Here is a 26,849-nt window from a genome sequence, read left to right as displayed (position 1 = left end):
TGAACATAAAATGCGAGCTGGATGCCAACACGGCATACTGCTCTGGAACGGGCTGCACAACTAAAACGCAATACGCCAACCACAACCAATAACCGCGAGGCAGGCAAATGAAATCGGAATCAGTCCGGCCGCAGCGCTACCCGGGCAGCGACGCCCCGGTCAGTGCACCGGCACAGCGCCCCACGCGGTCCACAACCAACTCATTCGCTAGGGCAGGGGGTGCAGGACGATGACCGCAGTAGCTGATGCGCCACAGACTGACATTGAGGGTGTTTCGTCGCCCAGAGCTGTGGTTGTCGGAATCATGGCCGGCGAGGGGGTGCAGATCGGCGTTCTGTTGGACGCCAACGCCCCGGTTTCGGTGATGACCGACCCACTGTTGAAGGTGATCAACAGCCGCCTCCGAGAGCTGGGGGAGACCCCGCTGGAGGCCACCGGCCGCGGCCGGTGGGCGCTGTGCCTGGTTGACGGCACGCCGCTGCGCGCCACCCAGTCGCTCACCGAGCAGGATGTCTACGACGGAGACCGGCTGTGGATCCGGTTCGTCAACGACACTGAGCACCGGTCTCAGGTCATCGAGCACATTTCGACCGCCGTCTCGGCCAACCTCAGCAAGCGGTTCGCGGCGATCGACCCGGTCGTCGCCGTTCAGGTCGGTGCGACCATGGTCGCGTCCGGCGTGATTCTGGCCTCCGGAGTGCTCGGCTGGTGGCGCTGGCACCACAACACGTGGCTGACCACCATCTTCACCGCGATCGTCGCCGCCCTGGTGCTGACCGTCTCAGTGATGCTGTTGATGCGCGCCAAGACGGACGCGGACCGCCGGGCCGCCGACATCATGCTGATGAGCGGTCTTGTCCCGTTGACGGTTGCAGCCGCTGCGGCGCCGCCGGGGCCGGTTGGGTCTCCGCAGGCCGTGCTGGGCTTCGGCGTCTTGACGGTGGCGGCGGCGCTGGCGCTGCGGTTTACCGGGCGCCGGCTGGCGGTTTACACCGCGATCGTGACGGTAGCCGCACTGGTGACCATCGCCAGCCTGGCCAGAATGGTGGCGGCCACCAGTGCTGTGACCATGCTGTCCTGCCTGGTGCTGGCCTGCGTGATCCTCTACCACGCCGCTCCCGCGCTGTCCCGGCGTCTGGCGGGCATCCGGTTGCCGGTGTTCCCGTCCGCGACCAGCCGCTGGGTGTTCGAGGCCCGGCCTGACCTGCCGACCACCGTGGTGCGCTCCGAGGGCGGCCCGCCGACCCTGGAGGGGCCGGCATCGGTCCGGGACGTGCTGCTGCAGGCCGAGCGCGCACGTTCGTTCCTGAGCGGCCTGCTGGTAGGGCTCGGTGTCTTGATGGTCATCTGCCTGACCGCGTTGTCCAACCCGCACACCCACGAGCGGTGGCTGCCGCTGCTGCTGGCCAGCTTCAGCGCCGGGTTCCTGCTGCTGCGCGGCCGCTCCTACGTCGACCGGTGGCAGGCCATCACCCTGGCGACTACCGGCGTGCTGATCATCGCGGCGGTGCTGGTGCGGTACGCGCTGGTGCTGTCCTCGCCGCTGTCGGTGTCGATCTCGGCGGCAATCCTGGTGGCGCTGCCGGCCGCCGGTCTGACGGCCGCGGCCGTCGTGCCCAACACCATCTACAGCCCGCTGTTCCGCAAGTTCGTGGAATGGCTCGAGTACCTCTGCCTCATGCCGATCTTCCCGCTGGCATTGTGGTTGATGAATGTTTATGCAGCGATCCGATACCGGTAACAGCCGCTCGCGGCGCGGTCGTGCGTTGAGCGCGACCGTCGCCGCGATGCTGCTGACCTCCGGCGCGCTTGCCGGGATGCCACCTGCATATGCGATTGCGCCTCCGACGATCGATCCGGGGGCGCTCCCGCCTGATAGCCCTCCTGGGCCGATCGCACCGATGAAGCAGAACTCGTACTGCACGGAGGTCGGGGTCATGCCCGGCACCGACTTCAAGGTGCCGCCGAAGTACATGGAGATGCTGAACCTCAACGAGGCGTGGCACTTCGGCCGTGGCGAAGGCGTCAAGGTCGCTGTCATCGACACCGGCGTCACTCCGCACCCGCGGCTGCCGCGCCTGATCCCGGGCGGCGATTACGTCATGGCCGGGGGTGATGGTCTGTCTGACTGCGACGCCCACGGCACCTTGGTGGCTTCGATGATCGCCGGGGCTCCGGCCAACGGAGCTGCGCCCCCGCCGGCATCGCCGCGCCGGCCGGTGACCATCCCGACCACCGAAAAGCCACCGCCACCGCAGACCGTGACCCTGTCACCGGTGCCCGGCCCGACCATCACCGTGATTCCGGCGCCCCCACCGCCCTCGGAGGGGGCTGGGCCCGGTCCCGCACCCGGTCCGGGTCAGGCGCCGTCGGCCAACCGCGGCGGCGGCACCGTGACCATCCCGGGCTACGCGGGCGGCGGCAAGATTCAGCCCGTCGACCACCCGCGTACTCCGCACCCGCTGGCCCCGTCGACGACCACCACGACATCGCCGAGCGCGACATCGTCGTCGTCGACCCCGCCGCCACCGCCGCCGCCGCCGAGTCCCAATGCGGCGCCGCCGGACGCTTTCAGCGGGATCGCACCGGACGTCGAGGTGATCTCGATCCGGCAGTCCAGCCAGGCGTTCGGCCTCAAGGACGCCTACACCGGCGACGAGGACCCGCAGACGGTGGCCAAGATCGACAGCGTCGAGACCATGGCGCGCGCGATCGTGCATGCTGCCAACATGGGCGCTTCGGTGATCAACATCTCCGACGTGACCTGCATGAGTGCGCGCAACGTGGTGGACCAGCGGACGCTGGGTGCCGCGGTGCACTACGCCGCGGTCGACAAGAACGCGCTGATCGTTGCGGCGGCGGGCGACAGCAGCAAGAAGGACTGCAAGCAGAACACCATCTTCGACCCGCTGTCGCCCAACGACCCACGCGCCTGGAACGCCGTGACCACGGTGGTGACACCGTCGTGGTTCAGCGATTACGTGCTCACCGTCGGCGCCGTCGACACCAGCGGGCAGCCGCTGTCACAGATGAGCATCGCCGGGCCTTGGGTTTCGATCTCTGCCCCTGGGACCGACGTCATGGGGCTCTCGCCGCGCGACGACGGCCTGATCAACGCGATCGACGGTCCGGACAACACGTTGCTGGTTCCCGCGGGCACCAGCTTCGCCACCGCAATCGTCTCGGGGGTGGCCGCGCTCGTGCGGGCCAAGTTCCCGGAACTCTCGGCGTACCAGGTGATGCAGCGGTTGATTCACACGGCCAGGCCGCCCGCCCGTGGCGTCGACAATCAGGTCGGTTACGGTGTGGTCGATCCGGTCGCGGCACTGACATGGGACGTCCCGCAAGGACCGCCCCAGGCACCTAAACAACTTTCGGCGCCGCTGTCGCTGCCGAAGCCTCCCGCTCCGCGCAACATGGCGCCGGTGTGGGTGGCCACCGGGGGCCTGGCTGCGGCATTACTGATAGGCGGAGCAGTGTTCGGTACAGCCTCTTTGATGCGACGATCGCGGAAACAACGATGAAGGCGCAGCGCAAGCTCGGATTGTCGTTGTCCTGGCCGCGCCTGACCGCGGTATTCCTGGTCGACGTGCTCATTCTGGTGCTCGCCAGCCATGCCCCGGATTCGTGGCAGGGCGAGAACCGGGTGGCGTGGTGGGTCGGTGTCGGCCTAGCGGTACTGGTGACGTTGCTGTCCGTGGTCACCTACCACGGCATCACGGTCGCCTCCGGCGTCGCCTCCTGGCTGTGGGATTGGTCGGCCGACCCCGGTACCGCTCTCGGCGCCGGCTGCACGCCGGCAACCGACTTCAAGCGGCGCTTCGGGCGCGACACGGTGGGAGTACGCGAGTACCGCGGCCAGCTGGTCGCAGTGGTCGAGGTGGACGGGGGCGAGGGTGACCCGGCGGGCCGCCACCGCCACCGCACCGTCGCCGGCGGAGCAGCGCCGTTCCTGCCGGTTGCCGCGGTCGCCGACGGGTTGCGCCAGTTCGACATCCACCTCGACGGCATCGACATCGTGTCGGTGCAGGTGCGCGGTGGTGCGGCCGCAGCCCGGGCCTCGGCCTCACTCGAGGAGTGGCAGCCGGAAGGCTGGGAGGCTAACGAAGGAGCGGGCGAGCGCCCGGCCGCCGACCGGCGCCGCACCTGGTTGGTGCTGCGGATGAACCCGCAGCGCAACGTGGCCGCCGTGGTGTGCCGCGACTCGCTGGCGTCGACGCTGGTCGCCGCCACCGAGCGGCTGGTCCAGGACCTGGACGGCCAGACGTGCAGCGCCCGTCCGTTGACGGCCGACGAGCTGGCCGAAGTCGACGCCGCCGTGCTGGCCGACTTGGAGCCGACGTGGAGCCGGCCCGGTTGGCGCCACCTGAAGCACTTCAACGGGTTCGTGACCAGTTTCTGGGTGACGCCCTCCGACATCGACTCCGAGACGCTGGAGAGCCTATGGCTGTCGGACGCTCCGGAGGTAGGCGCTACTGTGCTCACCATGCGATTGACGACGCGGGCCAGACGGCCGCAACTGTCAGCGTTCGTGCGCTACCACAGTGAATCCCGGCTCCCCAGGGAGCTGACGGCCGGCCTCAACCGCCTGACGGGACGCCAGCTGGCGGCCGTGCGGGCCAGTCTGCCCGCGCCGTCTTCACGGCCACCGCTGGTCGTGCCGGGCCGCGACTTGCGCGACCACGATGAGCTGGAGTTGCCAGTGGGGCATGAGCCGGAGCGCGTAACCAGCTCAGCAACACCATGACCCGCGCGCAGTCAGCCGCCGAAGATGCCAGAAACGCGATGGTTGCCGGGCTGCTGGCTTCGGGCATCTCGGTCAACGGACTGCAGCCGAGCCACAACCCGCAGGTGGCAGCGCAGATGTTCACCACCGCCACCAAGCTCGACCCCGGCATGTGCGACGCCTGGCTGGCGCGGATCCTCGCCGGTGATCAGAGCCTCGAGGTGCTCGCCGGTGCGTGGGCGGCGGTAAGGACCTTCGGGTGGGAGACCCGCCGCCTCGGTGTCACGGATCTGCAGTTCCGTCCCGAGGTGTCCGACGGCCTGTTCCTGCGGCTCGCCGTGACCAGCGTCGACTCACTGGCCTGCGCCTACGCGGCAGTGCTCGCGGAGAACAAGCGCTACAAGGAAGCCGCGGACCTGCTTGACTCGGCCGACCCCCGCCACCCGTTCGACGCAGAACTAGTCACCTATGTGCGCGGCGTGCTCTATTTCCGCACCAAACGGTGGCCGGATGTGCTGACCCAGTTCCCTGAGGCGACGCCGTGGCGGCACCCCGAGCTCAAGGCGGCGGGGGCGGCCATGGCGACTACCGCGCTGGCGTCGCTCGGGGTCTTCGAGGAAGCGTTCCGGCGCGGACAGGACGCCATCGAGGGCGACCGGGTGCCGGGCGCGGCGAACATCGCCCTGTACACCCAGGGCATGTGCCTGCGCCACGTCGGCCGTGAGGAAGAGGCCGTCGAACTGTTGCGCCGCGTGTATTCGCGCGACGCGAAGTTCACCCCGGCCCGCGAAGCGCTGGACAACCCGAACTTCCGTCTGGTTCTGACCGACCCGGAGACGATCGAGGCCCGCACGGATCCGTGGGATCCGGACAGCGCACCGTCGCGGGCGCAGGCCGAGGCTGCCCGCCATGCCGAGGAAGCCGCGAAATACCTGGCCGAAGGCGACGCCGAGCTCAACGCCATGCTGGGCATGGAGCAGGCCAAACGCGAGATCAAGCTGATCAAGTCGACCACCAAGGTGAACCTGGCGCGGGCAAAGATGGGACTTCCCGTTCCGTTGACGTCCCGGCACACCTTGTTACTCGGGCCGCCCGGCACCGGCAAGACGTCAGTCGCCCGGGCGTTCGCCAAGCAGTTGTGTGGCCTCACCGTGCTGCGCAAGCCGCTGGTGGTGGAGACCAGTCGAACCAAGCTGCTGGGCCGCTACATGGCCGACGCCGAGAAGAACGCCGAGGAAATGCTCGAGGGCGCGCTGGGCGGCGCGGTGTTCTTCGACGAGATGCACACCCTGCACGAGAAGGGCTACCAGCAGGGCGACCCGTACGGCAACGCGATCATCAATACCCTGCTGCTCTACATGGAGAACCACCGCGACGAGCTGGTGGTGTTCGGCGCCGGATACGCCAAGGCCATGGAAAAGATGCTCGAGGTGAATCAGGGTCTGCGGCGCCGCTTTTCGACCGTGATCGAGTTCTTCAGCTACACGCCCGAGGAACTCGTTGCGCTGACCGTGCTGATGGGCAGGGAGAACGAAGACGTCATCACCGAGGAAGAGGCCTCCGTTCTGCTGCCGTCGTACACCAAGTTCTACAACGACGAGACGTACTCCGAGGACGGCGACCTGATCCGCGGCATCGACATGCTCGGCAACGCCGGGTTCGTCCGCAACGTGGTGGAGAAAGCGCGTGACCACCGTAGTTTCCGCCTCGACGACGAAGATCTGGACGCAGTGCTCAACAGCGACCTCACCGAGTTCAGCGAAGCCCAGATGCGCCGTTTCCGGGAACTCACCCGCGACGACCTCGCCGAGGGGCTCAGCGCCGCGGTCGCCGAGGAGCGGAAGAACAAGTAACGCCTTCCGTCGGCACGCGTCCGCCCACCCGCGGCGCTGGCCGGCGCGGCGCGCCGAATGGGTTGTGGCTATTGCCCTGCCGCTGCGGCTTCCGCCGGATACGCTGTCTGCAACTCGAGCTAAGACGAGTGGGGTAGGCGCACCCTGTCACGGTGGCGCTCCCGTGTGCCCTGATGGTGACGGGAGGTGGGGCCGCACTGATCCAACCGAAAACGTCTCTGCACATTCGATGACCATTCATCCCGATCCGGTCACGGCGCTTTCCCGTCGTCGGAATCGGCTGGCGCAAGAATCCGGACGCGCGGTGGCCGCGGTATTCACCACGGCGCCCACGTCATCGGAGGCACCCCGACACCACCTCAGCGGCCAAGTCCCGTAGCTGGGTCGGACTATCTCGTAAGGAGAAGTCCGATGTCTTTCACTCAAAGCGCTTGCGCTGCATCGCTTTTTCCCGTTCATATCGTCGCCGCGGTCGGCTGAGGCGGTGACGACGATGGATTTTGGAGCATTACCACCGGAAGTCAACTCGCTGCGCATGTACTCCGGGCCCGGCTCGGCACCACTGCGCGCCGCGATTTCGGCCTGGGAGCGGTTGGCTGCCGAACTGCAGTCCACGGCTGCCGCCTACGACACAGTCGTCTCGATACTGACCGACGACGGTTGGCGCGGGCCTGCCTCGGACGCCATGCTGGCGGCCATCACGCCATATCTGACCTGGATGACCCTGACCGGCGCGAAGGCCGAGGAAGCTGCCACCCAGGCGGCCGCCGCGGCCGGGGCGTACGAGTCCGCATACGCCATGACGGTGCCGCCGGCGGTCATCGCGGCCAACCGGGCCGAGCTGCAACAGCTGGTGGCGACCAATGTGATCGGCCAGAACACGGCGGCGATCGCGGCCGCCGAGGCCGCCTATGGCGAGATGTGGGCTCAGGATGCGGCGGCGATGTACGGCTATGCCACCAGTTCGGCGGCCGCATCGACACTTTCGCCGTTCAGCTCACCGCCGCAGGTCACCGACCCGGCGGGACAGGCCGGCCAAGCGAGCGCCGTCACCCAGGCTGCCGGAACCGCGGTGGGCACCGTGCAGTCGCAGCTGCCGCAATTGATGTCGTCGGTACCGTCGACGCTGCAAGGCCTTTCGGCACCGGCGGCGGCACTCGATGCCTTCCCGGGTGCCGGATTGCTCGCCGACCTGCTGAACTTCCTGGACGGCAACGACGGAAACCCGTACGGCATCTTCCTGAATTCCTCGCTGGTCAACGGCTTTGTCTCGGCCGGCTACGTCAGCCCCGCGATCGTCGCACCGGCTGCGTTCGCTGGACTGGCCGACATCAACGCAGTCGCACTAGGCGCACAGCAGCAAGCGCTGCCGCCGATGGGCTCCGGTGAGGGGAACGCGTCCTGGATACCGGCCGGATCACCGGCCAATCCGACCAACATCCCCCCGTTGATGGATGTGGCCGAGGCCTCGTACACCACGGGAGGCGGAGTGACGGGCGGAATCAACCAGGCGGCGATGGTCGGGCGACTGTCCGTTCCGCAGACCTGGACCGCAGCGACGGCGGTGGCCAATTACGCCGGCGCGGCCGCACCCGGCGGCGGCTGGACCAGTACCGCTGTTGCGCCCCAAGCGGCGGCGGGCATGCCCGGCATCCCCGGTTTACCCGCCGCCGGCATGTACGGAAACAACTTCGGCAACCCGCCTCGTTATGGCTTCCGTCCGACGATCATGGGGCGCCCGCCGGCCGCCGGATAACAGGAGGGAGACCGCTGCGACATCGCTCACGTTGGGCGAAAGGAGGTGCTGTCATTGGATTTTGGAGCGCTCCCACCTGAAATCAACTCGCTGCGAATGTATACCGGGCCCGGCTCAGCGCCGATGCTGGCCGCAATGACGGCCTGGGATGAAACCGCAGCCGAATTACATTTGACCGCAACGGCATACGAGTCCGTCATTGCGACATTGGTCAGTGAGGGCTGGCTGGGGCCGGCAGCGGAGGCGATGACGGCTGCTGTTGTCCCGTACATGACGTGGATGAGAATGACCGCCGTCCAGGCCGAACAGACGGCCGGTCAGGCGGCCTCCGCCGCCGCGGCATTCGACGCCGCGTTCGCGATGACCGTCCCGCCGGCTGCCGTCGCCGCCAACCGGGCAACACTGCTGATGTTGGTCGCCACGAACTTTCTGGGCATCAACACGCCGGCGATCGCGGCTACTGAGGCCGAATACGCGGAGATGTGGGCCCAGGATGCGACGGCGATGTACGTCTACGCCGCCGATGCGGCGGCGGCCTCGACGCTGACGCCGTTCCGCGAACCGGACCAGACCACCAATCCGGACGGTCTCACAAGTCAGGCGGCGGCTGTCACGCAGGCGTCCGGGTCCGCGACGGGCACGGCCACCCAGTCGGAGCTACCGCAACTGATGTCCGCCGTACCGGCAAGCCTGCAGCAGATGGCATCCCCGGCCGCGGCCTCACCGTTCGACAACATCCCGCAAACCGGTCTGCTGGCCGACATCCTGAACTTCCTGGACGGCAATGACGGCAACCCCTACGGAATCTTCCTGAACTCGAACCTGGTGAACGGGTTCGTGTCAGCCCAATACGTGTCGCCCGTGACCATCTTCCCTGCCACGACCGACGCGCTCGCGGACGTCGAGGCGGTAGCCGAAGGGGCCCCCGATGCCGCGCCCGCTGCCGCCGACGCCGCGTCCGCAGGCCTGACGTCCTCGCAATCGGGCGGGGTGAGCGCAGGAGTCAATCAAGCGTCGTTCGTCGGCCGGCTGTCCGTACCGCCGAGTTGGACCACGGCCGCGGAGGTCGCCGACCGCGTGATCCCAGGCTCCGGTGCGGCGGTCACCGCGGCGCCGGAAGCCGCGGCGGGCATGCCCGGTATGCCCGGCATGCCCGCGCCCGCCACCCACTCCCGCAGCTGGGGCAACGGCCCGCGCTACGGATTCAAGCTGACCATAATGCCGCGTCCGGTGGCGGCAGGCTGAACTGCCGCATCGTACCGACATTTATTGTCACCGTGTCGAACAACAATTTTCGTGGTATCGAATTTCGACACGAAACTGTGAAATGTGGGTCGTGAGTTGACTGTCGACGATTCGAGTGCCACGATGACTTTGCATGCACCTCGCTAGGTGAGGCGTCTGCACGGACATAGGCCACTGACCTCGAACGTCGAAAGACGCCCAGGGTCAGGACAGCTCTTCCCGGCTTAAGGGTTGAGCCCAAGTGGCTTCCGGTTTTGGCCGGATACGCCGTGTGGTGCCAAAGCTCTGTCGAGAGAGGTGCTGGCCCAGCGGTTTTCCGTTGGCCTCATCTCCGTGATGCGTGCGCCCGGCGCCCCCGTGCGCCCCGGCCCGAAGGAGGTGAGAGCGGAGTGAGTCCCGACGATAGTCCGTATCCGAGATCGAAGACCATTTCGTCTCGATCCGGCCCGGCCGCTGATTTCGCAATATGAGTCTATTCGGCCGATAGCGTCCTGCGCGCAATAAATGCGCAGGTGTAATTCGTGTGCACGGAAAACGTCCTGCACGAATTGCGATTAATGCTGCCTGGAATCGGTTTCGTTCCTCCGGGATAACTCCGAGATGTCTGCCGGGCACCACGCGGTCCGCGCGACCGCGATCAGCACTACCTTCAGTCAAGGAGGCGAGCGATGACTGCCGCCCTGGATTTTGCCGCGTTGCCACCCGAGATCAACTCTGCGCGGATGTACACCGGACCTGGCTCCGGCCCGATGCTCGCTGCGGCCTCGGCCTGGAACGGGTTGGCCGCCGAGCTGCGGGCGACCGCCTTGTCGTACGACGCCGTGCTCTCGGCGTTGATTGGCGAGGAGTGGTTCGGTCCCGCGTCGGCCTCCATGGCGGCCGCCGCCATGCCGCACGTGGCCTGGATGAGCGCCACCGCCGCCCAGGCCGAGCAGACCGCGGCACAGGCCGAGGCCGCCGCGAGCGCCTTCGAGGCGGCGTATGCGGCGACCGTGCCCCCGGCGCTCATCACGGCCAATCGCGCACAGCTGGCCGCTCTGGTCGCCACCAACATCCTGGGCCAGAACAGCCCTGCGATAGCGGCAACGGAGGCGCAGTACCTCCAAATGTGGGCCCAGGACGCCGCCGCCATGTACGGCTACGCCGGCTACTCCGCTGTCGCGACCCAGTTGAGCCCGTTCGTGGGGCCCGACGAAATCGCCAATCCCAGCGGCCTGACGGCCCAAGCGGTCGCCGTCAACCAGGCCGGCGGTGCCTCGGCGGCCGGGCAGCAGGGCACTGTGTCGCAACTTTTTTCCGCTGTACCCAACGCACTGCAGGGCCTCTCCGGATCCAACAGCGGCCAAGGACTTTCAGAGATCACGAACTTTCTGCTCACCGGCAACGGACCCGCCAATTGGCAGGACTTCATGACGACGTGGGGACCTAACGCCAACATCTGGAACACGATCACCTCGACCGGCACGTTGACGCCGGGCGCCACGGTCGGAACCCTTTCCAGTTTGTTCGGCGCGCCGGCGATGACGGATGTCGCCGGGGCAGCCCAAGAAGTGTTGCCAGGTGCGCTCGGTTCGACGGCAACGGGTTCACTCGAGTCGGGCGGCGGGCTGCAAGGCTTGGCGGCCGTGGGCAACTCGGGCGTCGTCGGCAAGCTGTCGGTACCGCCAGCCTGGACCTCGGCGGCGCCAGTGACAAGTCCCTTGCACTCGGCGTTGGGCGGTACCCCAATGGTGGCTCCGCCGCCGGCTGGAACACCCGGAATGCCCGGTGTCCCGCTGGGGAATGTGGCCGCACAACCCTACGGCCGCGCCGTCCCGCAATACGGCTTCCGCCCCATAGTGGTCATGAGACCGCCCGCAGCCGGCTGACGCGCGCCGTATTCGCCTGCGAGCTCTGCCCTTTCAGGAAACCTTCAGGAAAGGCGCAGTCTCGTTACAGGTGTAAATGACAATCGTTCCCTAACGTCTTACGTAGGTTGTTCCTGACGTTAGGAGAACTTCTGATGACGGCCGGCACCGCACCAGGCGCTGCGCCCCCTCGCCCCGGGGGCCGTGGCGGCGCCCGGGCCCGGCCGATCCCGAACGGTCCAGGGCACGGTCCGCACTCGCCTCGCTTCGCAGAGATATGTGGTTCGGCATGACATTTGCGCCCTGACGGCGAGATATTCGCGTTGCGATCCGACACCGGATAAATTTCTCGATGATCTGACGTACTTCGGGTATCCCCGAAGGACCTATACGTAGATTTGGGCACAAATTACGGGTATATCGAGATTTGCATTCAGCGTTTTGCTGCTGAGTTCTGTGATGACCTGTGAACTGTTCTATTGCGTTTTATGAGTATTGCTGTGCATCATCTTCACACCCGGTTCAGCAACACTGAGAGGTCTTGTTTACTTCGCGATTACACACGGGGAACGCAATGACAATATGCTCAAATAACGATGGCGTTCGATATCGACAGGGGGGCCTGTTTTAGCGAAGTACTTCGCGCTTGCCAAGCCCTTTCAACAGCGGGAGTGATGACCGTCCGCCGTAAGCCACCGGGCGGTGATCAAGGGGATGAAGAGGTAACACATATGGATTACGGGGCACTGCCACCCGAAATCAACTCAGGTCGCATGTACACGGGCCCCGGACCGGGACCGATGTTGGCCGCCGCCGCCGCCTGGGATGCGCTGGGAGCCGAATTACATTCCACTGCAGCGTCTTACGCGTCCGCAATCGAGAATCTCACGGCCGGAACCTGGCAGGGGCCCACCGCGATTGCGATGGCTGCCGCGGTCGGTCCCTACGTCTCGTGGATCTCCACCACGGCAACCCGGGCCGACCAGGCGGCGGCGCAAGCCAAGGTTGCGGTCGGAGCATACGAAACCGCTTTCGCCGCAACGGTTCCACCACCGGTGATTGCCGCGAACCGGGCGCTGCTGGTCTCGTTGATCGCGACCAATATCCTGGGACAGAACACGCCGGCCATCGCCGCGACGGAAGCTCAGTATCTGGAGATGTGGGCTCAGGATGCCGCCGCGATGTATGGTTACGCCGGATCATCCTCGGCAGCAACAGAATTGATGCCGTTCACCGAGCCGCCACAAACCACCAGCGCCTCGGGGCCGGCGCTGCAGGCGGCCGCGGTGGCCCAATCTACCGGCGCCTCAACCGGTTCCGATGTGGCGACGCAGCTGTCACAGCTGGTCACGTCGGTACCCGCGGCGCTGCAGAACCTCGCGACGACGGTCGGAGCTGCACCCACGACGGGGTCCACATCGTTGGTGCAGGGACTGGCCGTGCCACAGCTCGCGACGGTGTCACTGCCGCCCGGGCTGTCGGGGGACCTCGCGAATTGGAACACCGTCATGGGAACGCTCACCGGACCGTTCTCGCTGCAAGGTCTGAGTTCTGTTCCCGGTGGTCCGTTCCTGTCGTTCGGGCAGGTATACGCCTACGGGCAGAACGGGCAGGGCCTGGCGTCCTTCTTCACGCCCCCACAGCCGATTACCGGGGCACTGGCGCCCATCGCGCAGTCGATACCGCCGCACCTGACCGGCTCGGTCGGAGCCTCGGGCGCCATGGGACGAGCCGCGCTGGTGGGCAGCTTGTCTGTGCCGCAGGGGTGGACCACTGCCGCGCCAGCCATTCGAACCGTCGCCGCCACACTGTCAGCCAATCTGGCCGCCGCACCGGCGGCCACGCTGACGGGGGAGTCCGGTGTCTTCGGCCAGATGGCTCTGTCCAGCCTGGCAGGACGGGCCCTGGCCGCCACTACGTCGACCTCGGGAAGCGGAGGTGCGGCGGCCGCGTCACTGGGCGGCGTGGTCGCGGCAGCCGACCCGGCCGCAGCGATGATCTTCGTCCTGCCGGCTCTGGAGGAGTGAGCCGTGGCGATCGCGAATCGTATTCCGACACAAGCAATCCCGATGCTCTATCGGGGCAGGGGGTAGGCCGACATGTTTTACGCAGCGTTTCCGCCGGAGGTCAATTCGGGCCGGATGTACACCGGTCCGGGCGCCGGGCCCATGCTGGCCGCTGCGGCAGCGTGGAACGGGCTGGCCGCTGAACTGCAGTCCACCGCCGCATCTCTGACGGGGGTGATCACCGGCCTGACCAGTGGCCCGTGGGTCGGTCCGTCGTCGGCGGCCATGGCGGCAGCGGCGGTGCCCTACGTGACCTGGGTGAGCGCCACTGCCGCGCAGGCCACGCAAACAGCAAGCCAGGCCACCGCGGCGGCCGCAGCCTACGAGGCGGCTTTCGCTGCTCATGTGCCGCCGGAGGAGATCGCGGCCAACCGTGCCCAGTTGGCATCGCTGATGGCGACCAACTTGTTCGGACAGAACACCGCGGCGATCGCCGCCACGGAGGCCCAATACGCCGAGTTCTGGGCGCAGGACGCGCTGGCCATGGACACCTACGCCGGTTCGTCGGCCGCCGCGACCCGGGTGACACCGTTCACCGAGCCGCCGCAGATCGCCAATGCCGGCGGGTTGGTCAACCAGGCCGCCGCTGCCGCGCAGTCAGCGGGCACATCCAGTGGCACTGTCGCGCAGTCCATTCTGGCTGCCGGCGACCCGGCCTCGGGGTTGCTGCAGACACTGGCGAACCTGAGCACCGACTACACCGCCACCATCAACGGCCTGCTGAACGGCATGTTCGGACCGGCGGGGGCGTCCACCTACACGACGCTGTATTCCGCCCTCAAGGTGCCGTTGGGCTTCACGACGCAGTTCAACGACATCGGGCTGCTGATCAACTTCCCGGTATCGCAGTTCCTCAAGTTCGGGCCGCACTCCGCCGCCGGTCTGGCCGAGCTGCCGAAAGACGCGCTCGGCGGCGGGCTGGCGGCGCCGCACTGGGGCCGGGGTTGGCTGACCAGCGCCACGGCGCCGACGGCGAACTTCGGGCGCGGCACGCTGGTCGGGTCTTTGACGGTTCCGCCGAGCTGGGCCGCGAACACCCCGGCGATCAGGACTGTCGCCGCGGCGCTGTCAGCGGCCGGTCCCGAAGCCGTGCCGGCCGCCGAACTCGGCCAGGGCGGCCTGCTCAGCTCGATGTCGCTGGCCGGTATGACCGGAGCCGCCCTGGGCGCCGGCGTGCCCGGCCCCTCCGGGCGGACGGGTACGCGCAGCCGCCTCACGCCGGTGAAGGACCTCAAAGACCTGAAATCGCCGGAAATGCTCAAACGGATGGTCGCCCAGATCTCCGAAAGACCGGACAGTGTCCAGCACCACACCGTCGATCAGGAAGGTCTCGACAGTCTGCTCGAACAACTGGCCAAGAAACCCGGAATCCATGCGGTGCACCTGTCTAAAGGCGAGAAGACAGTAGTGCCGTCGGATGCGCAATTGGGCTGACCGAATAGGGCGCATATGGGCGCCCGGAACTCAAGAGGAACTGAAGAAAGGTATCGACATGAGACGGCTTCTCGCACTGCTCGGCGTCTGCGCCACGATCGGCCTGGCCGCCCCGGCGTATGCCGACCCCGCAGACGGTGGTGGGGGGGACGACGCGTTCCTCTCGGCTCTGCACACGGCCGACATCGGTTACAACTCGCCGGCTCAGGCGATTCGGTCCGCCCAGGCGGTGTGCACCTGCCTGAACAACGGCGAGTCGGGCTTGGAACTCGTCCATGATGTGCAGACGCACAACCCGGCGTTCAACTTGGACGCCGCGGCCGAGTTCGCCGTCATCTCGTCGAAGTACTACTGCCCGCAACATCTCTCGAAGAGCTGATGAATCCTTCTCCCGTCTCCTGATTCTGGGTTTTGCACGGCAGCAGACCCAACCGGCCCGGCCCGAACCCGGCTCCACTTTCTCGGTGCCCAAACCGGAAGTACGTGGAATTGCGCGGTATGTCATTGGGGCATCTGGTGGACTTCATATGAGATCGACCGGACGTGCCCGCAGAATGGGAAACCGGCGATTACCATGGCGCCCACAATGGGGACCGGAGGGAATAGATGGACTTCGGGGCGTTGCCGCCGGAAATCAACTCGGGACGCATGTATACGGGGGCGGGATCGGGGCCGATGCTGGCTGCCGCGGCGGCGTGGGATGCGCTGGCCGCCGAGTTGCATTCCACCTCCGCGGCCTACCGCTCGACGGTCGATGGCGTCACCGTAGGGTCCTGGCACGGCCCGGCCGCCACGGCCATGCTGACGGCAGCGGCACCCTTCGTGGCCTGGCTGACCTCGACGGGGACACAGGCGGAACAGACGGCGGTTCAGGCTAAAGCTGCCGCGGCCGCCTACGAGGCCGCGTTCGCGGCGACCGTGCCGCCACCGGTGATCGAGGCCAACCGAAGTTTGCTGATGGCGTTGATCGCCACCAACCTGCTGGGTCAGAACACGGCCGCCATCGCTGCCACCGAGGCTCTCTATGTCGAGATGTGGGCCCAGGACGCCGCCGCAATGTACGGCTACGCGGCATCGTCGGCGTCCGCGACGGTGCTGACGCCGTTTACCGAGCCACCGGAGACCACCGACCCCTCGGGTGTGGGCCGACAGACCGCGGCGGTGACCGAGGCAGTCGGCGCCGCCGAGACGCAATCGGGGCTGTCGCAGCTGATGACCGCAGTGCCCAACGCGCTGCAGGCGGTGGGTCCGGCGGCAGCCGCACCGGCGGCTTCGACGCCGATCGGCTCGGTCATCGAAGCCATCAATCCGTACGTGGTGGCAATCCGGCCCTTCTTCGCCGCTATCACCGGTGCTTACAGCCCCATCATCGGATTCGTGCTCGCCGGCGGATGGTGGCTGTTCGCCCTGCAGATCCTCGGGTTGTCCCAGAACGCGCCCGGCGTCGCCTCGCTGCTGAGTACCGGCGGAAAACCAATTGCCGGCCTCTCACCACTGCGCGCCGGCTACGTGGCAACAGTCACTCCCGGAGTTGCCGGATCAATGGGACAGTCCACCCTGGTTGGATCCCTGTCAGTGCCTCAAGGCTGGGTGACCGCCGCTCCGGTGATGAGGACGATGGCTTCCGTACTGCCTGCGGCCAGCCCCGCCGCTCTGGCCGCGGCGCCGGCGGCCGCTGAGGGCGGCTTATTCGGCGAAATGGCCATGGCGAGCCTGGCCGGACGCGCGCTGGCCGGGGCCAGCATCCGCACCGTGGGTAACGGCGCGGCCGGCAGCAACGGTGGCGTCGCAGCGGCCGACGACGTCGCCACCACGGCGACCATCATCGTGATACCGGCGGACTGACTTATGACATCCGCAGCAGAAAGGCCGGGCTTATGAGCTTTGCGGTGCGACCACCGGAGATCACCTCCGCTCTCATGTATGCCGGCCCGGGTGCCGCTCCGATGATTGCCGCCGCTGTCGCATGGGACGGCTTGGCAGCCGAATTACAATCCACGGCAGCCTCTTACGGCTTGATCGTCGACGGGTTGGCGAACGAATCGTGGACCGGGCCGTCAGCGGCCGCGATGGCAGCGGCTGCCGCGCCCTATGTGGCGTGGATGTCGGCGACCTCGGCACAGGCCAAGGCGGCGGCAGACCAGGCGAAGGCAGCCGTGAGCGCGTACGAGACGGCATTCGCGGCAGTTGTACCGCCGACGGAGATCGCAATCAACCGCAGTCAGCTGGCTCTGCTGGTGGCAACTAACCTCTTCGGGCAAAACACGGGCGCCATCGCCGCGCTGGAGGCGCAGTACGGGGAGATGTGGGCTCAGGACACCGCCGCGATGCTCGCATACACCACGTCGTCGGCGGCGGCCGCGCGACTGACGCCCTACACCGAACCACCGCAGATCACCAACGAATCAGGCCTCGCCGCCCAACAAGCTTCGGTCGGACAGGCCAGTGGGTTGGCGGCTGGTACCGCGGCGGCGACTGCTGCGGCAGCTGCGCCCACTGCGGCACCGGTGTTTCCGTTCGACATCGTCCTGCAGGTCTTCGAGGCACTGGGCAGCGGGGGCAGCGCGTACATCCAAGCCATGGGTCAGCTCCTCAATGCTCTGACAGGTACGCCATTGGCCGCCTCAACCTGGGAAAACACCTTCGGGATCCTGGCCGACATCGGTCGCTTCAGTGTGGTTGCCAACGACAGCATGAGCGTGCCGAACCTTGCCATGACCGAGTTCAAGCTCTTCTGGAAGCCCCCTCTGGAAGACATTCCCAAATCCGCGCTGGGAGCCGGGCTGGGGATGGCGCCGTCGGCCGGCCTGACCAGCGCGACATCCGCGAGCGTGGGCGAGGCCAACGTGGTGGGAAAGTTGTCGGTTCCGCCGAGTTGGGCCTCGGCGACTCCGGCGATCAGGATGGCCTCGACGGCGCTGTCGGCCACCAGCCTGTCCGCGGCACCCGCGGCGGGCGTGCCGGCGGACCTCGTCAACCAGATGGCCCTGGGGAGCATGACCGGTGGCGCACTCGGCGCGGGGGGCGCTCAAGTCCTCAGCGGCAGTGGTGCCCGGGCCCGGGCCAACGGCGGGAAAGGTCATGTCGAGCCGGTCAAGCTGGACAGCGTCATCGCGAAATTGCAGAAAGAACCGGACTCGGTGAAACACTGGAATGTCGATAAGGCCGGTTTGGACGCGCTCCTCGACAAGCTGTCTAAAGAGCCGGGAATCCACGCGGTGCACGTGTCCAACAAGGACAAGCCCAAGGTGACACTGCCCGATGCGCAGTTGGGTGGCACATGAGGCCGGCGCTCGCAATAGCCGCGGTCGTCGCCACGATCGGTTTGGCTGCCCCCGCGCACGCAGACCCCAATGGCGACGATGCGGCGTTTCTCTCCGCTCTGGCCAACGCCGGCATCACCGTCCCCGACCCGAACCGGGCCATCACGTCCGCCCAAGCGGTATGCGGTCTGATGCGCAACGGCGAAACCGGTCTGCAGGTCCTGACGGACGTGCGGAACCAGAATCCCGGACTGACCCTGGATGGCGCGGCCCTGTTCACGGCTATCGCGTCGAATACCTATTGCCCCGAGCACCTGGGCCAACCCGAGGGCGGGTACTTCTAGCGGCAACCGGGTTCGCCTGGCCGCCACCGAGTGTTAACCCGATTCTGGTTGCCTTGCGGTTCGAGGAGAGGAGTGGCGCCGTGCACACGCTGACGATCGCCGATTTCGCGCTCCGCCTGGCCGTCGGCGTGGGATGCGGCGCCCTGATCGGGCTGGAGCGGCAATGGCGGGCGCGCATGGCGGGCCTGCGCACCAACGCGCTCGTGGCGGCCGGGGCGACGCTGTTCGTGCTCTACGCCGCGGCCACCGAGGACAGCAGCCCCACCCGGGTCGCGTCCTATGTGGTGTCCGGCATCGGATTCCTGGGCGGCGGTGTCATCCTGCGCGAGGGTGCCAACGTCCGGGGCCTCAACACGGCCGCCACGCTGTGGTGCTCGGCCGCGGTCGGCGTGCTGGCCGCCTCCGGACATCTGGTATTCGCCCTGATCGCCACCGGCACGGTGGTCGCCATCCACCTGCTGGGACGACCGCTGGGCCGGCTCATCGACCACGACAACTCCGGAGACGACGACGAGGGACTCGAGCCCTACCAGGTCCAAGTGGTGTGCCGGCCCAAATCGGCGAAGTACGCGCGCGCCCAGATCGTGCAGCACACCCGCAGCAACGACATCATCCTGCGCGGCATTCACACCGGACAAGCCGAAGACAACGTCGCCTTGACGGCACACGTACTTCTGGGCGGTCACTCCGCAGCCAAGCTGGAACGGCTGGTGGCTGAGTTGTCGCTGCAACCGGGCATCTATGCGGTGCACTGGTACGCCGGCGAGCAGACCACCCCGATGCTGCCCTCCGGCCAGCCCGACTGATCAGGGTCGCGCCTGCAGCTCCGGTGCGGCGGCGGCGAGCAGGTCGGCGCGACGGGCGGTCAGGGGCGGATAGATCCGTTTGGTGTTGATCGTCTGCTTGGTGGCCTTTGCCTGGGCACCCTGCGCGACCACGACGCGGTCCCATCCCTCGGTATATACCGCGCCCGCCGGGCCGAGGTCGAGAACCGTGACGTACCACGGGATCCGGAGCGCCAGCAGCGGCTCGCCGAACAGATCGCTGATCACGTTGTACCCCGCGTATCGCCCCATCGGCCGGCCATGCTGACACGACATGACCGAAAGGTGCTCCTCGTCCATCCGGGCAGCGGCCACGTCGCCTGCCGCGAAGACACCCGGAACCCCGATCACCCTCAAATAGTCATCGACCGCAACGCGCCCCAACCGGTCGCGGGTCACCGGCAACTGCTCGGTGAGCGCGCTGGCCCGCATCCCGGCACACCACACGACGGTGGCGGTGTCCAGCTGCTCTCCCGAGGTCAGTGACACGCTCGCCTGGCCGACGGCCGTGACGCCGACGCCGGTGCGGCACTCAACACCGTTGTAGGACAACGCTTTCTCTATCACCGGCCGGGCCGAAGCGCCCATGTCGGAACCGACCAGCGGATTGTGGTCGACCAGCACCACCCGCGGCGTCATGCCCAGTTCGCGCAGCCGGTGCGGCAACTCGCACGCGGTTTCGATCCCGGTCAGGCCGGCCCCTACCACCACAACGGTGGCCGCCGCCGGTTCGTCGGGCAGCGCTTCCAGATGGCGTCGCAGGCGCATGGCCCCGTCGTAGGTGTCGACGTCGAAACCGAACTCACGCAGTCCCGGAACGTCGGGTTTGTTCACGCCACTGCCCGCCGCCAGGACCAGGCGGTCATACCGGTACTCGGCGCCGGCCGATGTGGTCACCACGTGGGCGTCGACGTCGATACCCGTCACCTGCGCGGTGACATGGGCGACGCCGACGGGGTCGAGCAACTCCGCGAGCGGGATGCGGCAGCTGCTCAGGTCGGCCTCGTAATTGCGCACCCGGATGTCGTGGAACGGCTGAGTGCTGAGCACCGTCACCTCCACACCCCCCGACGGGACGGCGAGCTCGTCGAGGCGTCGCGCGGCACCCAGCGCGGTCCACAGCCCGGCGAAACCCGAGCCGATGATCAGGACCTGGCGGGCACCGACAGCACGTCGCGAATCTGGCCCAGCGTCGCCTTGGCCTGTTGCCCGGGAAGCAGCATCCATGTGTGCATGCCTCCCTCGAGTTCGTACCAGCCGATGTCCAGCCCTTCGGACGCCGCGCGGCTACGGAAGGCGCGGGCGTCGGGATTGAGTACATCATGGGTTCCGGTGAAAACCGTGAGCCTTGGCAGCCCGTCCAGTGGACCCACACTCGGGCTGAGCAGGGGAGTGTCGAGCGGGTCGCCGCCGGCGTAGCGGATGCCCGCGGCGCGCAGGTCGTCGAGATTGAGGAACGGATCGATCTTGGCGACGTTGGGCACCTCGGGGTCCGGCAACCCGAGGTGCATCCACGGCGAGAGCAGTACCGCATCCGTGGGCTGCGGCAGGCCCGCGTCGCGCACGGCGTGACACAGCGCGAACGCCATCCCGCCACCGGCCGAATCGCCCATGAAGGCAACGGAATCCGGATCACGCGTCTCCAGAATGCTGCGGTAGAGCTGTAGCAGGAACGGAAACACCTGTCGGTAGTTGCTTTCGGGCGCGATCGGGTAGATCGGCACCGTGATGGTGCGGTTGAGCATGGTCGCCAGCCGGGCAATGGCCGGCCAGTGAAAATGGGGGAGCAGATCCAGCACGTAGGCGCCACCGTGCAGGTAGATCAGGTGACCGCGGTGCTGCCGGGAGTCGACGTGGCGGGGGCTGACCTGGTAGACGGGGCGACCGTTGAGATCGCCGCGCACGACTTCGATCTTCTTCTGGACCAGCTTCGACGGCATCCCGCAATAGGGCGGCCGGGGGTTGGCGGCCCAGCTCGCCAGCTTCGCCGGCGGGAACATCCGGTTGCGCATGCCGGACGCCCGGAGCAGACGCTGCGTCACGTGGGGTTTGCGCACCGGGCGCCTCAGAGTCCTCACTGCTGCCCACCGTGACAGAACCCGGCACGGTGAGTGCGCGATGACAGTAATCTGTCTGCCGTGAGTGCTATAGCGGGCTTCTTTGCGGGGCTGCCTCCGGAGATGCGGGACCCGGTGCTGTTTGCCATACCGTTCTTCCTCTTGCTGTTGACCTTGGAGTGGACCGCGGCCCGCAAGCTGGAAAAGCTTGATGCCGCTGCGGCGAAGAACCCGTCGAAGGACAGGCCGTCATCGGGTGCGTACCTCACCCGCGATTCCATGGCGAGCATCTCGATGGGCCTGGTGTCGATAGCCACGACTGCGGCCTGGAAGACCCTGGCGCTGTTCGGGTATGCCGCGATCTATGCCTACCTCGCTCCGTGGCACCTCCCCGCGACCAAGTGGTACACCTGGGTCGTCGCGATCGTCGGCGTAGACCTGCTGTACTACGCCTACCACCGCACCGCCCACCGCATCCGGCTCATCTGGGCTACCCACCAGGCGCACCATTCAAGCCAATACTTCAACTTCGCCACTGCGCTGCGGCAAAAGTGGAACAACAGCGGCGAGATCCTGATGTGGCTGCCGCTGCCGCTGCTCGGACTTCCCCCGTGGCTGATCTTCTTCAGCTGGTCGCTGAACCTGATCTATCAGTTCTGGGTGCACACCGAGCGCATCGACAAGCTGCCGCGCTGGTTCGAGTTCATCTTCAACACTCCGTCGCACCACCGGGTGCACCACGGCATGGATCCGGTCTATCTGGACAAGAACTACGGCGGAATTTTCATCATCTTCGACCGGATGTTCGGCAGCTTCCAGAAGGAACTATTCCGGCCGCACTACGGCCTGACCAAGCAGGTGGACACCTTCAACATCTGGAAATTGCAGACCCACGAGTACGTGGCGATCGCTCGCGACGTCCGATCGGCCACCCGGCTGCGCGACCGGTTCGGCTACGTGTTCGGACCTCCCGGTTGGACGCCGCGCACGGCCGGGCGGGCCGAGAAAAGCAGCCCGCTTGCGGCGTCTCGGTAACGCATCGGTCACGAGGCGCGAAAACCACTATGGGGTTATCAATCCGTAACCTCGATAGGGGAGGTCGGCGCTGTGTCGGCCCGGGATGGATCGGAGTCCGATGGTGCGCCGGACGGTGTTGCGTTCAGTAACGGCATCCCTGATGCTCGTGGCGTCGGTGTCGGCGCTTGCGCCGGCAATTGCCGTCGCGGACCCCGCGGTCGTTTATCCGGGGATGGAGATTCATCAGGACAACCGGGTGTGCACGCTGGGATTCGTCGACGTCCGGATGCACATGGCTTACACGGCCGGACACTGCCGCGGGGGCGGCACCGTGACCGACCAGGCCAACAACGTCATCGGCCGCATGACGACCTTCCGTGACAACACTCCGACCGGTTCGACGGTGGCCACCGACCAGATGATCGCCGACTACGAGGCGATTGCCCTGGCCGACAACGTGACCGTGAGCAACGCGCTGCCGGGTGGCCGGCAACTGCGCTCCGGACCGGGCACGGTGGCGCCGGGCCAGGCCGTCTGCCATTTCGGCATCATCACCGGCGAGACCTGCGGAACGGTCGACAGCGTCAACAACGGCTGGTTCACCATGAGCAACGGTGTCCAGACCCAGCAGGGCGACTCGGGCGGCCCGATCTACCTGGCGGGTGACGGGTCCGGCCAGATCGTCGGGATCTTCAACAGCGTGTGGGGCACGCTGCCGGCGGCGGTCTCCTGGCAGGCGGTCACCCAGCAGGTTCACGAGGACACCGGCTTCAATCCGTAGTCTTTCGTGCGACGGTTCGCCACGGACTAGAGCCGGATTCCAATTATCGCAGTGTGTCGGCATCGGGTTCATGCGTTTCTCACATTTTATTAGCTGTGGTTGACGCCTGAAACTCAAATGCATTGCCGATTAGTGTTTTTCGCATTCGAAATGCTCGCGATTTCGTTTGCCCTGAACTGGCGGCGCGGATCGCTTATATACCAATTAGGCAGCCAAATCAACGGCCGAAATAGTCGAGGAGAATTGCTGGAAATCAGGCATTTTTCTGAAAACCGAAGTTACGATCCGAGCCTGGGTCCTTCGGGGTCGCCGATCACAGGAACGGTGGCAGCCGACGGCCCACGATCGGGACTTTGCCGGGATCGGGCCCCCGGGATCATCACATCCCCTCACCACATAGAAAGACAGGGCCCGTTTCATGTCGCAGGTGATCGCGTTCCCCGCAGCGATGACGGCAGCAGCCGCAGACGTCGCCGGAATCGGATCGGTAGTCAGCACCGCCAACCAGATGGTGGCCGGCGCCACGACCAGTGTGCTGGCCGCGGCCGAAGACGAGGTGTCGGCGGCTATCGCGGCCCTGTTTTCCCTCCACGGCCAGACCTATCAGACCTTCAGCGGCCAGGCGGCCGCGGTTCATGACCAGTTCGTGCGCACCCTGATGGGGAGCGCCAATGCCTACGCATCCGCCGAAGTGACCAGCGCCGAACAGTTGGTGCTCGAGGTGGTCAACGCCCCCACCCGAATGTTGTTGGGCCGACCGCTGATCGGCAATGGCGCCGACGGCGCAGCAGGAACCGGAGCCAACGGCGGGGCAGGTGGGCTGCTGTGGGGCAACGGGGGCAACGGCGGGTCCGGAGCGGCCGGGCAGTCCGGCGGCCGGGGCGGCGATGCCGGCCTTTTCGGCAACGGCGGCCGGGGCGGTGCCGGCGGTATCGGCCTGACCGGGGCCACCGGCGGCGCGGGCGTTCAAGGTGGCACCGGCGGGGCCGGCGGCACTGGTGGAGCCGGCGGTAACGGCGGATTGCTGTGGGGCGCCGGCGGCGGCGGCGGCATCGGCGGCGCGGGCGGCGTCGGGGGGACGGGCGGAGCGGGCCTAGCCGGAACCGCCGGTGTTGACGGAGTGAATGCCGGGGCCGGCGGCGCAGGTCAGACCGGTGGTCAGGGCGGTATGGGCGGCGTCGGCGGGGCGGGCGGAGCCAGTGGCGCGTCCGGATTCTTCGGCGGCAACTCGGGTACGAGCGGCAGTAGCGGCAACGGCGGTGTGGGTGGCACCGGCGGGATGGGCGGCCACGGTGGCGCGGGCGCAGCAGACAGTGGCTCCGGTGCCGGGATCGGTGGTGCCGGTGGCACAGGCGGGGCCGCCGGTCTTGGCGGCAGTGGGGCGGTCACGGGCGGCGCGGGCACCGGCGGGACCGGGGGCACCGGGGGTACGGGTGGTACGGGGCTGGAAGGCGAAACCGGCACGGGCTTTAACGGCGGCGGTGTCATGGGCGCTCAAGGTGGAACCGGAGGCGTCGGTGGCACTGGCGGGGCTGGCAACGGCGGTGTCAACGGTAACGGCGGTACGGGCGGAACCGGGGGCACCGGCGGCAGGGGAGGCGACGGGATCGGTGCAGGCGATGGCGGCACCGGTGGGACGGGCGGTGACGCCGGACGCGGCGGGGCCGCCGGCACCGGCGGCACGGGAGGACGAATCGGCGACTCCGGCGTGGGCGGCACCGGCGGCGACGGCGGGACCGGGGCCGCCGGCGGCTACGGCGGCGACGGGGGCGTATCGCGAGGCTATGGGGTGGGAACCGCCACCGGCGGGACCGGCGGGGCTGGAGGTGCCGCGACGGTAGGCGTGGGTGGCGACGGCGGCCGCGGCGGAGGTGCGTTCCATGAAGGGAGCGGCGACGCCTTCGGTGGCAAGGGCGGGACTGCCGGCGTCGGACCTGCTGGTAGTGGCGCCGGAGGCAGTGGCGGCGATGTGCTTCACTCGGGCACCGGGAACGCATTCGGCGGAGCCGGCGCCGCCGGCACGGACGGCGGTGTCACCTCCGCAGGCGGTAACGGCGGCGGTGGCGGCAGCGCGATCATCGACAACGAGACGTCTGCGGCCACGGCGACCGGCGGCGCCGGCGGTGCCGGCGGCACGGGAACCGCCGGCGGCTATGGCGGGGGAGGCGGATTCGTAGAAAGCCGCGGCATTGGCGACGCTGTCGGCGGCGCGGGCGGGGCCGGGGGCGTCGGCATCAGCGCCAGCGGAGGCGACGGCGGAGCAGGCGGGTTGGCGTATACGAACAACATCGCGTCGCCGGGGCTCGCCACCGGCGGTGTGGGTGGAGCCGGCGGCGCCGGTGTCACCGGAGGGTTCGGCGGTGAGGGTGGTGCCGCGGGAACCGAGGGCACGACAACCGCGATTGCCGCTGTGGGCGGCGCCGGCGGGTCGGGAACATCCGGCAATGGGGGTGACGGTGGACGAGGCGGACTGGGGTATGCCGGCGCATCGTCGACGGTCGATGCCTTTGGTGCCGCCGGTGGCGCCGGCGGGGACAGTGCGACCGGCAGCGGCGGAGCGGGCGGAAGGGGCGGCGATGCCAGGAATTTGGGCAGCGGCGACGCCATCGGCGCCGACGGAGCGCGTGGCGGCACCGGCGGGGGCGGCGGCGGCGCAGGCGGCCGCGGCGGTGATGCGGCCAGCGAGGGTTCCGGAAACGCAGTGGGCGGCAACGGCGCGGCCGGGACCGCCGGCGGTGCCGCCGCGACCGGCGGTGCAGGCGGCGAGGGCGGCTCGGCCTTGATTGGCAGTGAGACGTCGACAGCGACTGCTACGGCCGGCCGCGGTGGCGATGGAGCCGACGGCGGTGCCGGTGGCGGCGCGGGCGGGCGCGGCGGCGACGCCGTCGTGTTGCAGGCCACTTCCACAGCCACCGCCGCGGGCGGGGACGGCGGTAACGGCGGCAACGCGACGCAACCCGCCGGCAGCGGCGGTCCTGGTGGCGACGGCGGCGATGGCTTGGGTTACGCGCAGGTCAGCGCCGGTGCCGGCGGCACCGGTGGCCTGGGGGGCGCGGCCGGCGCCGACGGCTTGGACGGATCCCCAGGGACTACCGGCACCCCTTAACGAGCGAGTGCGAACACCGGAATGCGGGTCGCGACGGCGCGCAACTCGTCGTCGCCGGAATCGGGCCTCACGCCGCCCACGTAATCCTTCACCTGCCAGTACCACCGCTGCAGATACCGGCGCAGGATCTCGGGTTTACCGTCGTCGGCGACCTCGGTGACAGTGGCCCGTCGCCGTCGCCAGCGCGGGCCGGTTTCGACGACCCCGGCGGCCCTGACATTGCGCGCCCACTGCGTGTTGCCGCGGGGCGACACGAGATACTCGTCCCCGTTGAGGATCAGCAGGTTGACCACCACGCTGCGCGGCTTCCCGGTCTTGCGGCCTCGCACTCGCAGCGCCCGGGTCCCGGCGATGCTGATGCCCAGTTCGGCGAGCCAGCGGATCACCGCATTTGCGGACCGGGCGGCCGCAGTCGGTTGTTGATACTGCGTGGACATGCTGACCTCCCTCAACCCAATACGAGAGCACTGCTCTCGCATTGGGTTGACCGTGTCACAACCGTGACCGAAAAGCAAGAGCGGTGATCTCGG

Annotated in this window: 20 protein-coding genes and 1 riboswitch; of the genes, 17 read left to right on the top strand and 3 right to left on the bottom strand. The window is 67.7% G+C overall.

Annotated elements, in window-relative coordinates:
* Window positions 1–229 precede the first annotated feature (229 nt).
* The 14 genes from eccD to QXK92_RS04625 all read left to right on the top strand — a co-directional run bounded on the left by eccD (window position 230) and on the right by QXK92_RS04625 (window position 19,340).
* Window positions 230–1,741 (top strand): type VII secretion integral membrane protein EccD, encoded by a 1,512-nt coding sequence (eccD, locus tag QXK92_RS04690; RefSeq protein ID WP_306240509.1) that lies wholly within the window; start codon window positions 230–232, stop codon window positions 1,739–1,741.
* Entirely contained in the window at window positions 1,719–3,524 is a 1,806-nt protein-coding gene (gene mycP, locus QXK92_RS04685) for a type VII secretion-associated serine protease mycosin (protein WP_306240508.1), read from the top strand. Before eccD ends, mycP begins: the two co-directional genes overlap by 23 nt.
* Window positions 3,521–4,747, top strand: a complete 1,227-nt coding sequence (gene eccE, locus QXK92_RS04680) for a type VII secretion protein EccE (protein ID WP_306240507.1) — start codon at window positions 3,521–3,523, stop codon at window positions 4,745–4,747. Before mycP ends, eccE begins: the two co-directional genes overlap by 4 nt.
* A complete protein-coding gene (gene eccA / locus QXK92_RS04675) occupies window positions 4,744–6,579 on the top strand; it encodes a type VII secretion AAA-ATPase EccA (protein WP_306240506.1) in 1,836 nt (611 codons plus the stop codon). The genes eccE and eccA overlap by 4 nt, the downstream gene beginning before the upstream one ends.
* Before the next feature lie 493 nt (window positions 6,580–7,072).
* A complete protein-coding gene (locus tag QXK92_RS04670; protein WP_306240505.1) occupies window positions 7,073–8,335 on the top strand; it encodes a PPE family protein in 1,263 nt (420 codons plus the stop codon).
* Between the two features lie 54 nt (window positions 8,336–8,389).
* Window positions 8,390–9,580, top strand: coding sequence for a PPE family protein (locus tag QXK92_RS04665; RefSeq protein WP_306240504.1), 1,191 nt, complete (start codon window positions 8,390–8,392; stop codon window positions 9,578–9,580).
* A gap of 132 nt (window positions 9,581–9,712) precedes the next feature.
* Window positions 9,713–9,884, top strand: a riboswitch (M-box (ykoK) riboswitch).
* A gap of 364 nt (window positions 9,885–10,248) precedes the next feature.
* Window positions 10,249–11,448 carry a PPE family protein gene (locus QXK92_RS04660; protein ID WP_306240503.1) on the top strand — a complete coding sequence of 400 codons (1,200 nt, stop codon included), beginning with the start codon at window positions 10,249–10,251 and terminating at the stop codon, window positions 11,446–11,448.
* A 710-nt stretch (window positions 11,449–12,158) separates the two neighbouring features.
* Window positions 12,159–13,454, top strand: coding sequence for a PPE family protein (locus tag QXK92_RS04655; protein WP_306240502.1), 1,296 nt, complete (start codon window positions 12,159–12,161; stop codon window positions 13,452–13,454).
* Window positions 13,455–13,526: 72 nt separating this feature from the next.
* The gene (locus QXK92_RS04650; RefSeq protein WP_306240501.1) at window positions 13,527–14,927 is read left to right on the top strand and encodes a PPE family protein; all 1,401 of its coding nucleotides are present in this window, start codon (window positions 13,527–13,529) and stop codon (window positions 14,925–14,927) included.
* A gap of 58 nt (window positions 14,928–14,985) precedes the next feature.
* The gene (locus QXK92_RS04645; RefSeq protein WP_306240500.1) at window positions 14,986–15,306 is read left to right on the top strand and encodes a DUF732 domain-containing protein; all 321 of its coding nucleotides are present in this window, start codon (window positions 14,986–14,988) and stop codon (window positions 15,304–15,306) included.
* 227 nt (window positions 15,307–15,533) lie between these two features.
* Window positions 15,534–16,772, top strand: a complete 1,239-nt coding sequence (locus QXK92_RS04640) for a PPE family protein (protein WP_306240499.1) — start codon at window positions 15,534–15,536, stop codon at window positions 16,770–16,772.
* Between the two features lie 32 nt (window positions 16,773–16,804).
* Entirely contained in the window at window positions 16,805–18,211 is a 1,407-nt protein-coding gene (locus QXK92_RS04635; protein ID WP_306240498.1) for a PPE family protein, read from the top strand.
* Window positions 18,208–18,534, top strand: a complete 327-nt coding sequence (locus QXK92_RS04630) for a DUF732 domain-containing protein (RefSeq protein WP_306240497.1) — start codon at window positions 18,208–18,210, stop codon at window positions 18,532–18,534. Before QXK92_RS04635 ends, QXK92_RS04630 begins: the two co-directional genes overlap by 4 nt.
* Before the next feature lie 80 nt (window positions 18,535–18,614).
* Window positions 18,615–19,340 carry an MgtC/SapB family protein gene (locus QXK92_RS04625; protein WP_306240496.1) on the top strand — a complete coding sequence of 242 codons (726 nt, stop codon included), beginning with the start codon at window positions 18,615–18,617 and terminating at the stop codon, window positions 19,338–19,340.
* On the opposite strand, the gene QXK92_RS04620 is transcribed toward QXK92_RS04625, so the two are convergent.
* On the bottom strand, window positions 19,341–20,585 hold the full coding sequence (locus QXK92_RS04620) for an NAD(P)/FAD-dependent oxidoreductase (protein WP_306240494.1): 1,245 nt from the start codon (window positions 20,583–20,585) through the stop codon (window positions 19,341–19,343). It abuts the gene before it with no gap.
* The gene (locus QXK92_RS04615; RefSeq protein ID WP_306240492.1) at window positions 20,504–21,436 is read right to left on the bottom strand and encodes an alpha/beta hydrolase fold domain-containing protein; all 933 of its coding nucleotides are present in this window, start codon (window positions 21,434–21,436) and stop codon (window positions 20,504–20,506) included. Before QXK92_RS04615 ends, QXK92_RS04620 begins: the two co-directional genes overlap by 82 nt.
* A gap of 60 nt (window positions 21,437–21,496) precedes the next feature.
* Between QXK92_RS04615 and QXK92_RS04610 the strand changes: the two genes are divergently transcribed.
* The 3 genes from QXK92_RS04610 (at window position 21,497) to QXK92_RS04600 (ending at window position 26,319) form a co-directional block, all read left to right on the top strand.
* The gene (locus tag QXK92_RS04610) at window positions 21,497–22,450 is read left to right on the top strand and encodes a sterol desaturase family protein (protein ID WP_306240491.1); all 954 of its coding nucleotides are present in this window, start codon (window positions 21,497–21,499) and stop codon (window positions 22,448–22,450) included.
* 100 nt (window positions 22,451–22,550) lie between these two features.
* The gene (locus QXK92_RS04605; protein ID WP_306240490.1) at window positions 22,551–23,213 is read left to right on the top strand and encodes a hypothetical protein; all 663 of its coding nucleotides are present in this window, start codon (window positions 22,551–22,553) and stop codon (window positions 23,211–23,213) included.
* 418 nt (window positions 23,214–23,631) lie between these two features.
* Entirely contained in the window at window positions 23,632–26,319 is a 2,688-nt protein-coding gene (locus tag QXK92_RS04600) for a PE family protein (RefSeq protein ID WP_306240489.1), read from the top strand.
* Here the strand turns inward: QXK92_RS04600 and QXK92_RS04595 are convergent.
* Window positions 26,316–26,756, bottom strand: a complete 441-nt coding sequence (locus QXK92_RS04595; protein WP_306240488.1) for a nitroreductase/quinone reductase family protein — start codon at window positions 26,754–26,756, stop codon at window positions 26,316–26,318. The two genes, QXK92_RS04600 and QXK92_RS04595, sit on opposite strands and share 4 nt — an antisense overlap.
* Between the last annotated feature and the right edge of the window lie 93 nt (window positions 26,757–26,849).

The sequence above is a fragment of the Mycobacterium sp. TY815 genome (genome assembly GCF_030755135.1).
Lineage (GTDB): Bacteria > Actinomycetota > Actinomycetes > Mycobacteriales > Mycobacteriaceae > Mycobacterium.
This window is presented reverse-complemented; position numbering and strand designations above follow the sequence as displayed.

Bases quoted from the DNA above. Each gene is read 5' to 3' on its own strand.
- eccD (WP_306240509.1), top strand. From the start codon at position 230: ATGACCGCAGTAGCTGATGCGCCACAGACTGACATTGAGGGTGTTTCG.
- mycP (WP_306240508.1), top strand. From the start codon at position 1,719: ATGCAGCGATCCGATACCGGTAACAGCCGCTCGCGGCGCGGTCGTGCG.
- eccE (WP_306240507.1), top strand. From the start codon at position 3,521: ATGAAGGCGCAGCGCAAGCTCGGATTGTCGTTGTCCTGGCCGCGCCTG.
- eccA (WP_306240506.1), top strand. From the start codon at position 4,744: ATGACCCGCGCGCAGTCAGCCGCCGAAGATGCCAGAAACGCGATGGTT.
- QXK92_RS04670 (WP_306240505.1), top strand. From the start codon at position 7,073: ATGGATTTTGGAGCATTACCACCGGAAGTCAACTCGCTGCGCATGTAC.
- QXK92_RS04660 (WP_306240503.1), top strand. From the start codon at position 10,249: ATGACTGCCGCCCTGGATTTTGCCGCGTTGCCACCCGAGATCAACTCT.
- QXK92_RS04655 (WP_306240502.1), top strand. From the start codon at position 12,159: ATGGATTACGGGGCACTGCCACCCGAAATCAACTCAGGTCGCATGTAC.
- QXK92_RS04650 (WP_306240501.1), top strand. From the start codon at position 13,527: ATGTTTTACGCAGCGTTTCCGCCGGAGGTCAATTCGGGCCGGATGTAC.
- QXK92_RS04645 (WP_306240500.1), top strand. From the start codon at position 14,986: ATGAGACGGCTTCTCGCACTGCTCGGCGTCTGCGCCACGATCGGCCTG.
- QXK92_RS04640 (WP_306240499.1), top strand. From the start codon at position 15,534: ATGGACTTCGGGGCGTTGCCGCCGGAAATCAACTCGGGACGCATGTAT.
- QXK92_RS04635 (WP_306240498.1), top strand. From the start codon at position 16,805: ATGAGCTTTGCGGTGCGACCACCGGAGATCACCTCCGCTCTCATGTAT.
- QXK92_RS04630 (WP_306240497.1), top strand. From the start codon at position 18,208: ATGAGGCCGGCGCTCGCAATAGCCGCGGTCGTCGCCACGATCGGTTTG.
- QXK92_RS04620 (WP_306240494.1), bottom strand. From the start codon at position 20,585: ATGGATGCTGCTTCCCGGGCAACAGGCCAAGGCGACGCTGGGCCAGAT.
- QXK92_RS04605 (WP_306240490.1), top strand. From the start codon at position 22,551: ATGGTGCGCCGGACGGTGTTGCGTTCAGTAACGGCATCCCTGATGCTC.
- QXK92_RS04600 (WP_306240489.1), top strand. From the start codon at position 23,632: ATGTCGCAGGTGATCGCGTTCCCCGCAGCGATGACGGCAGCAGCCGCA.
- QXK92_RS04595 (WP_306240488.1), bottom strand. From the start codon at position 26,756: ATGTCCACGCAGTATCAACAACCGACTGCGGCCGCCCGGTCCGCAAAT.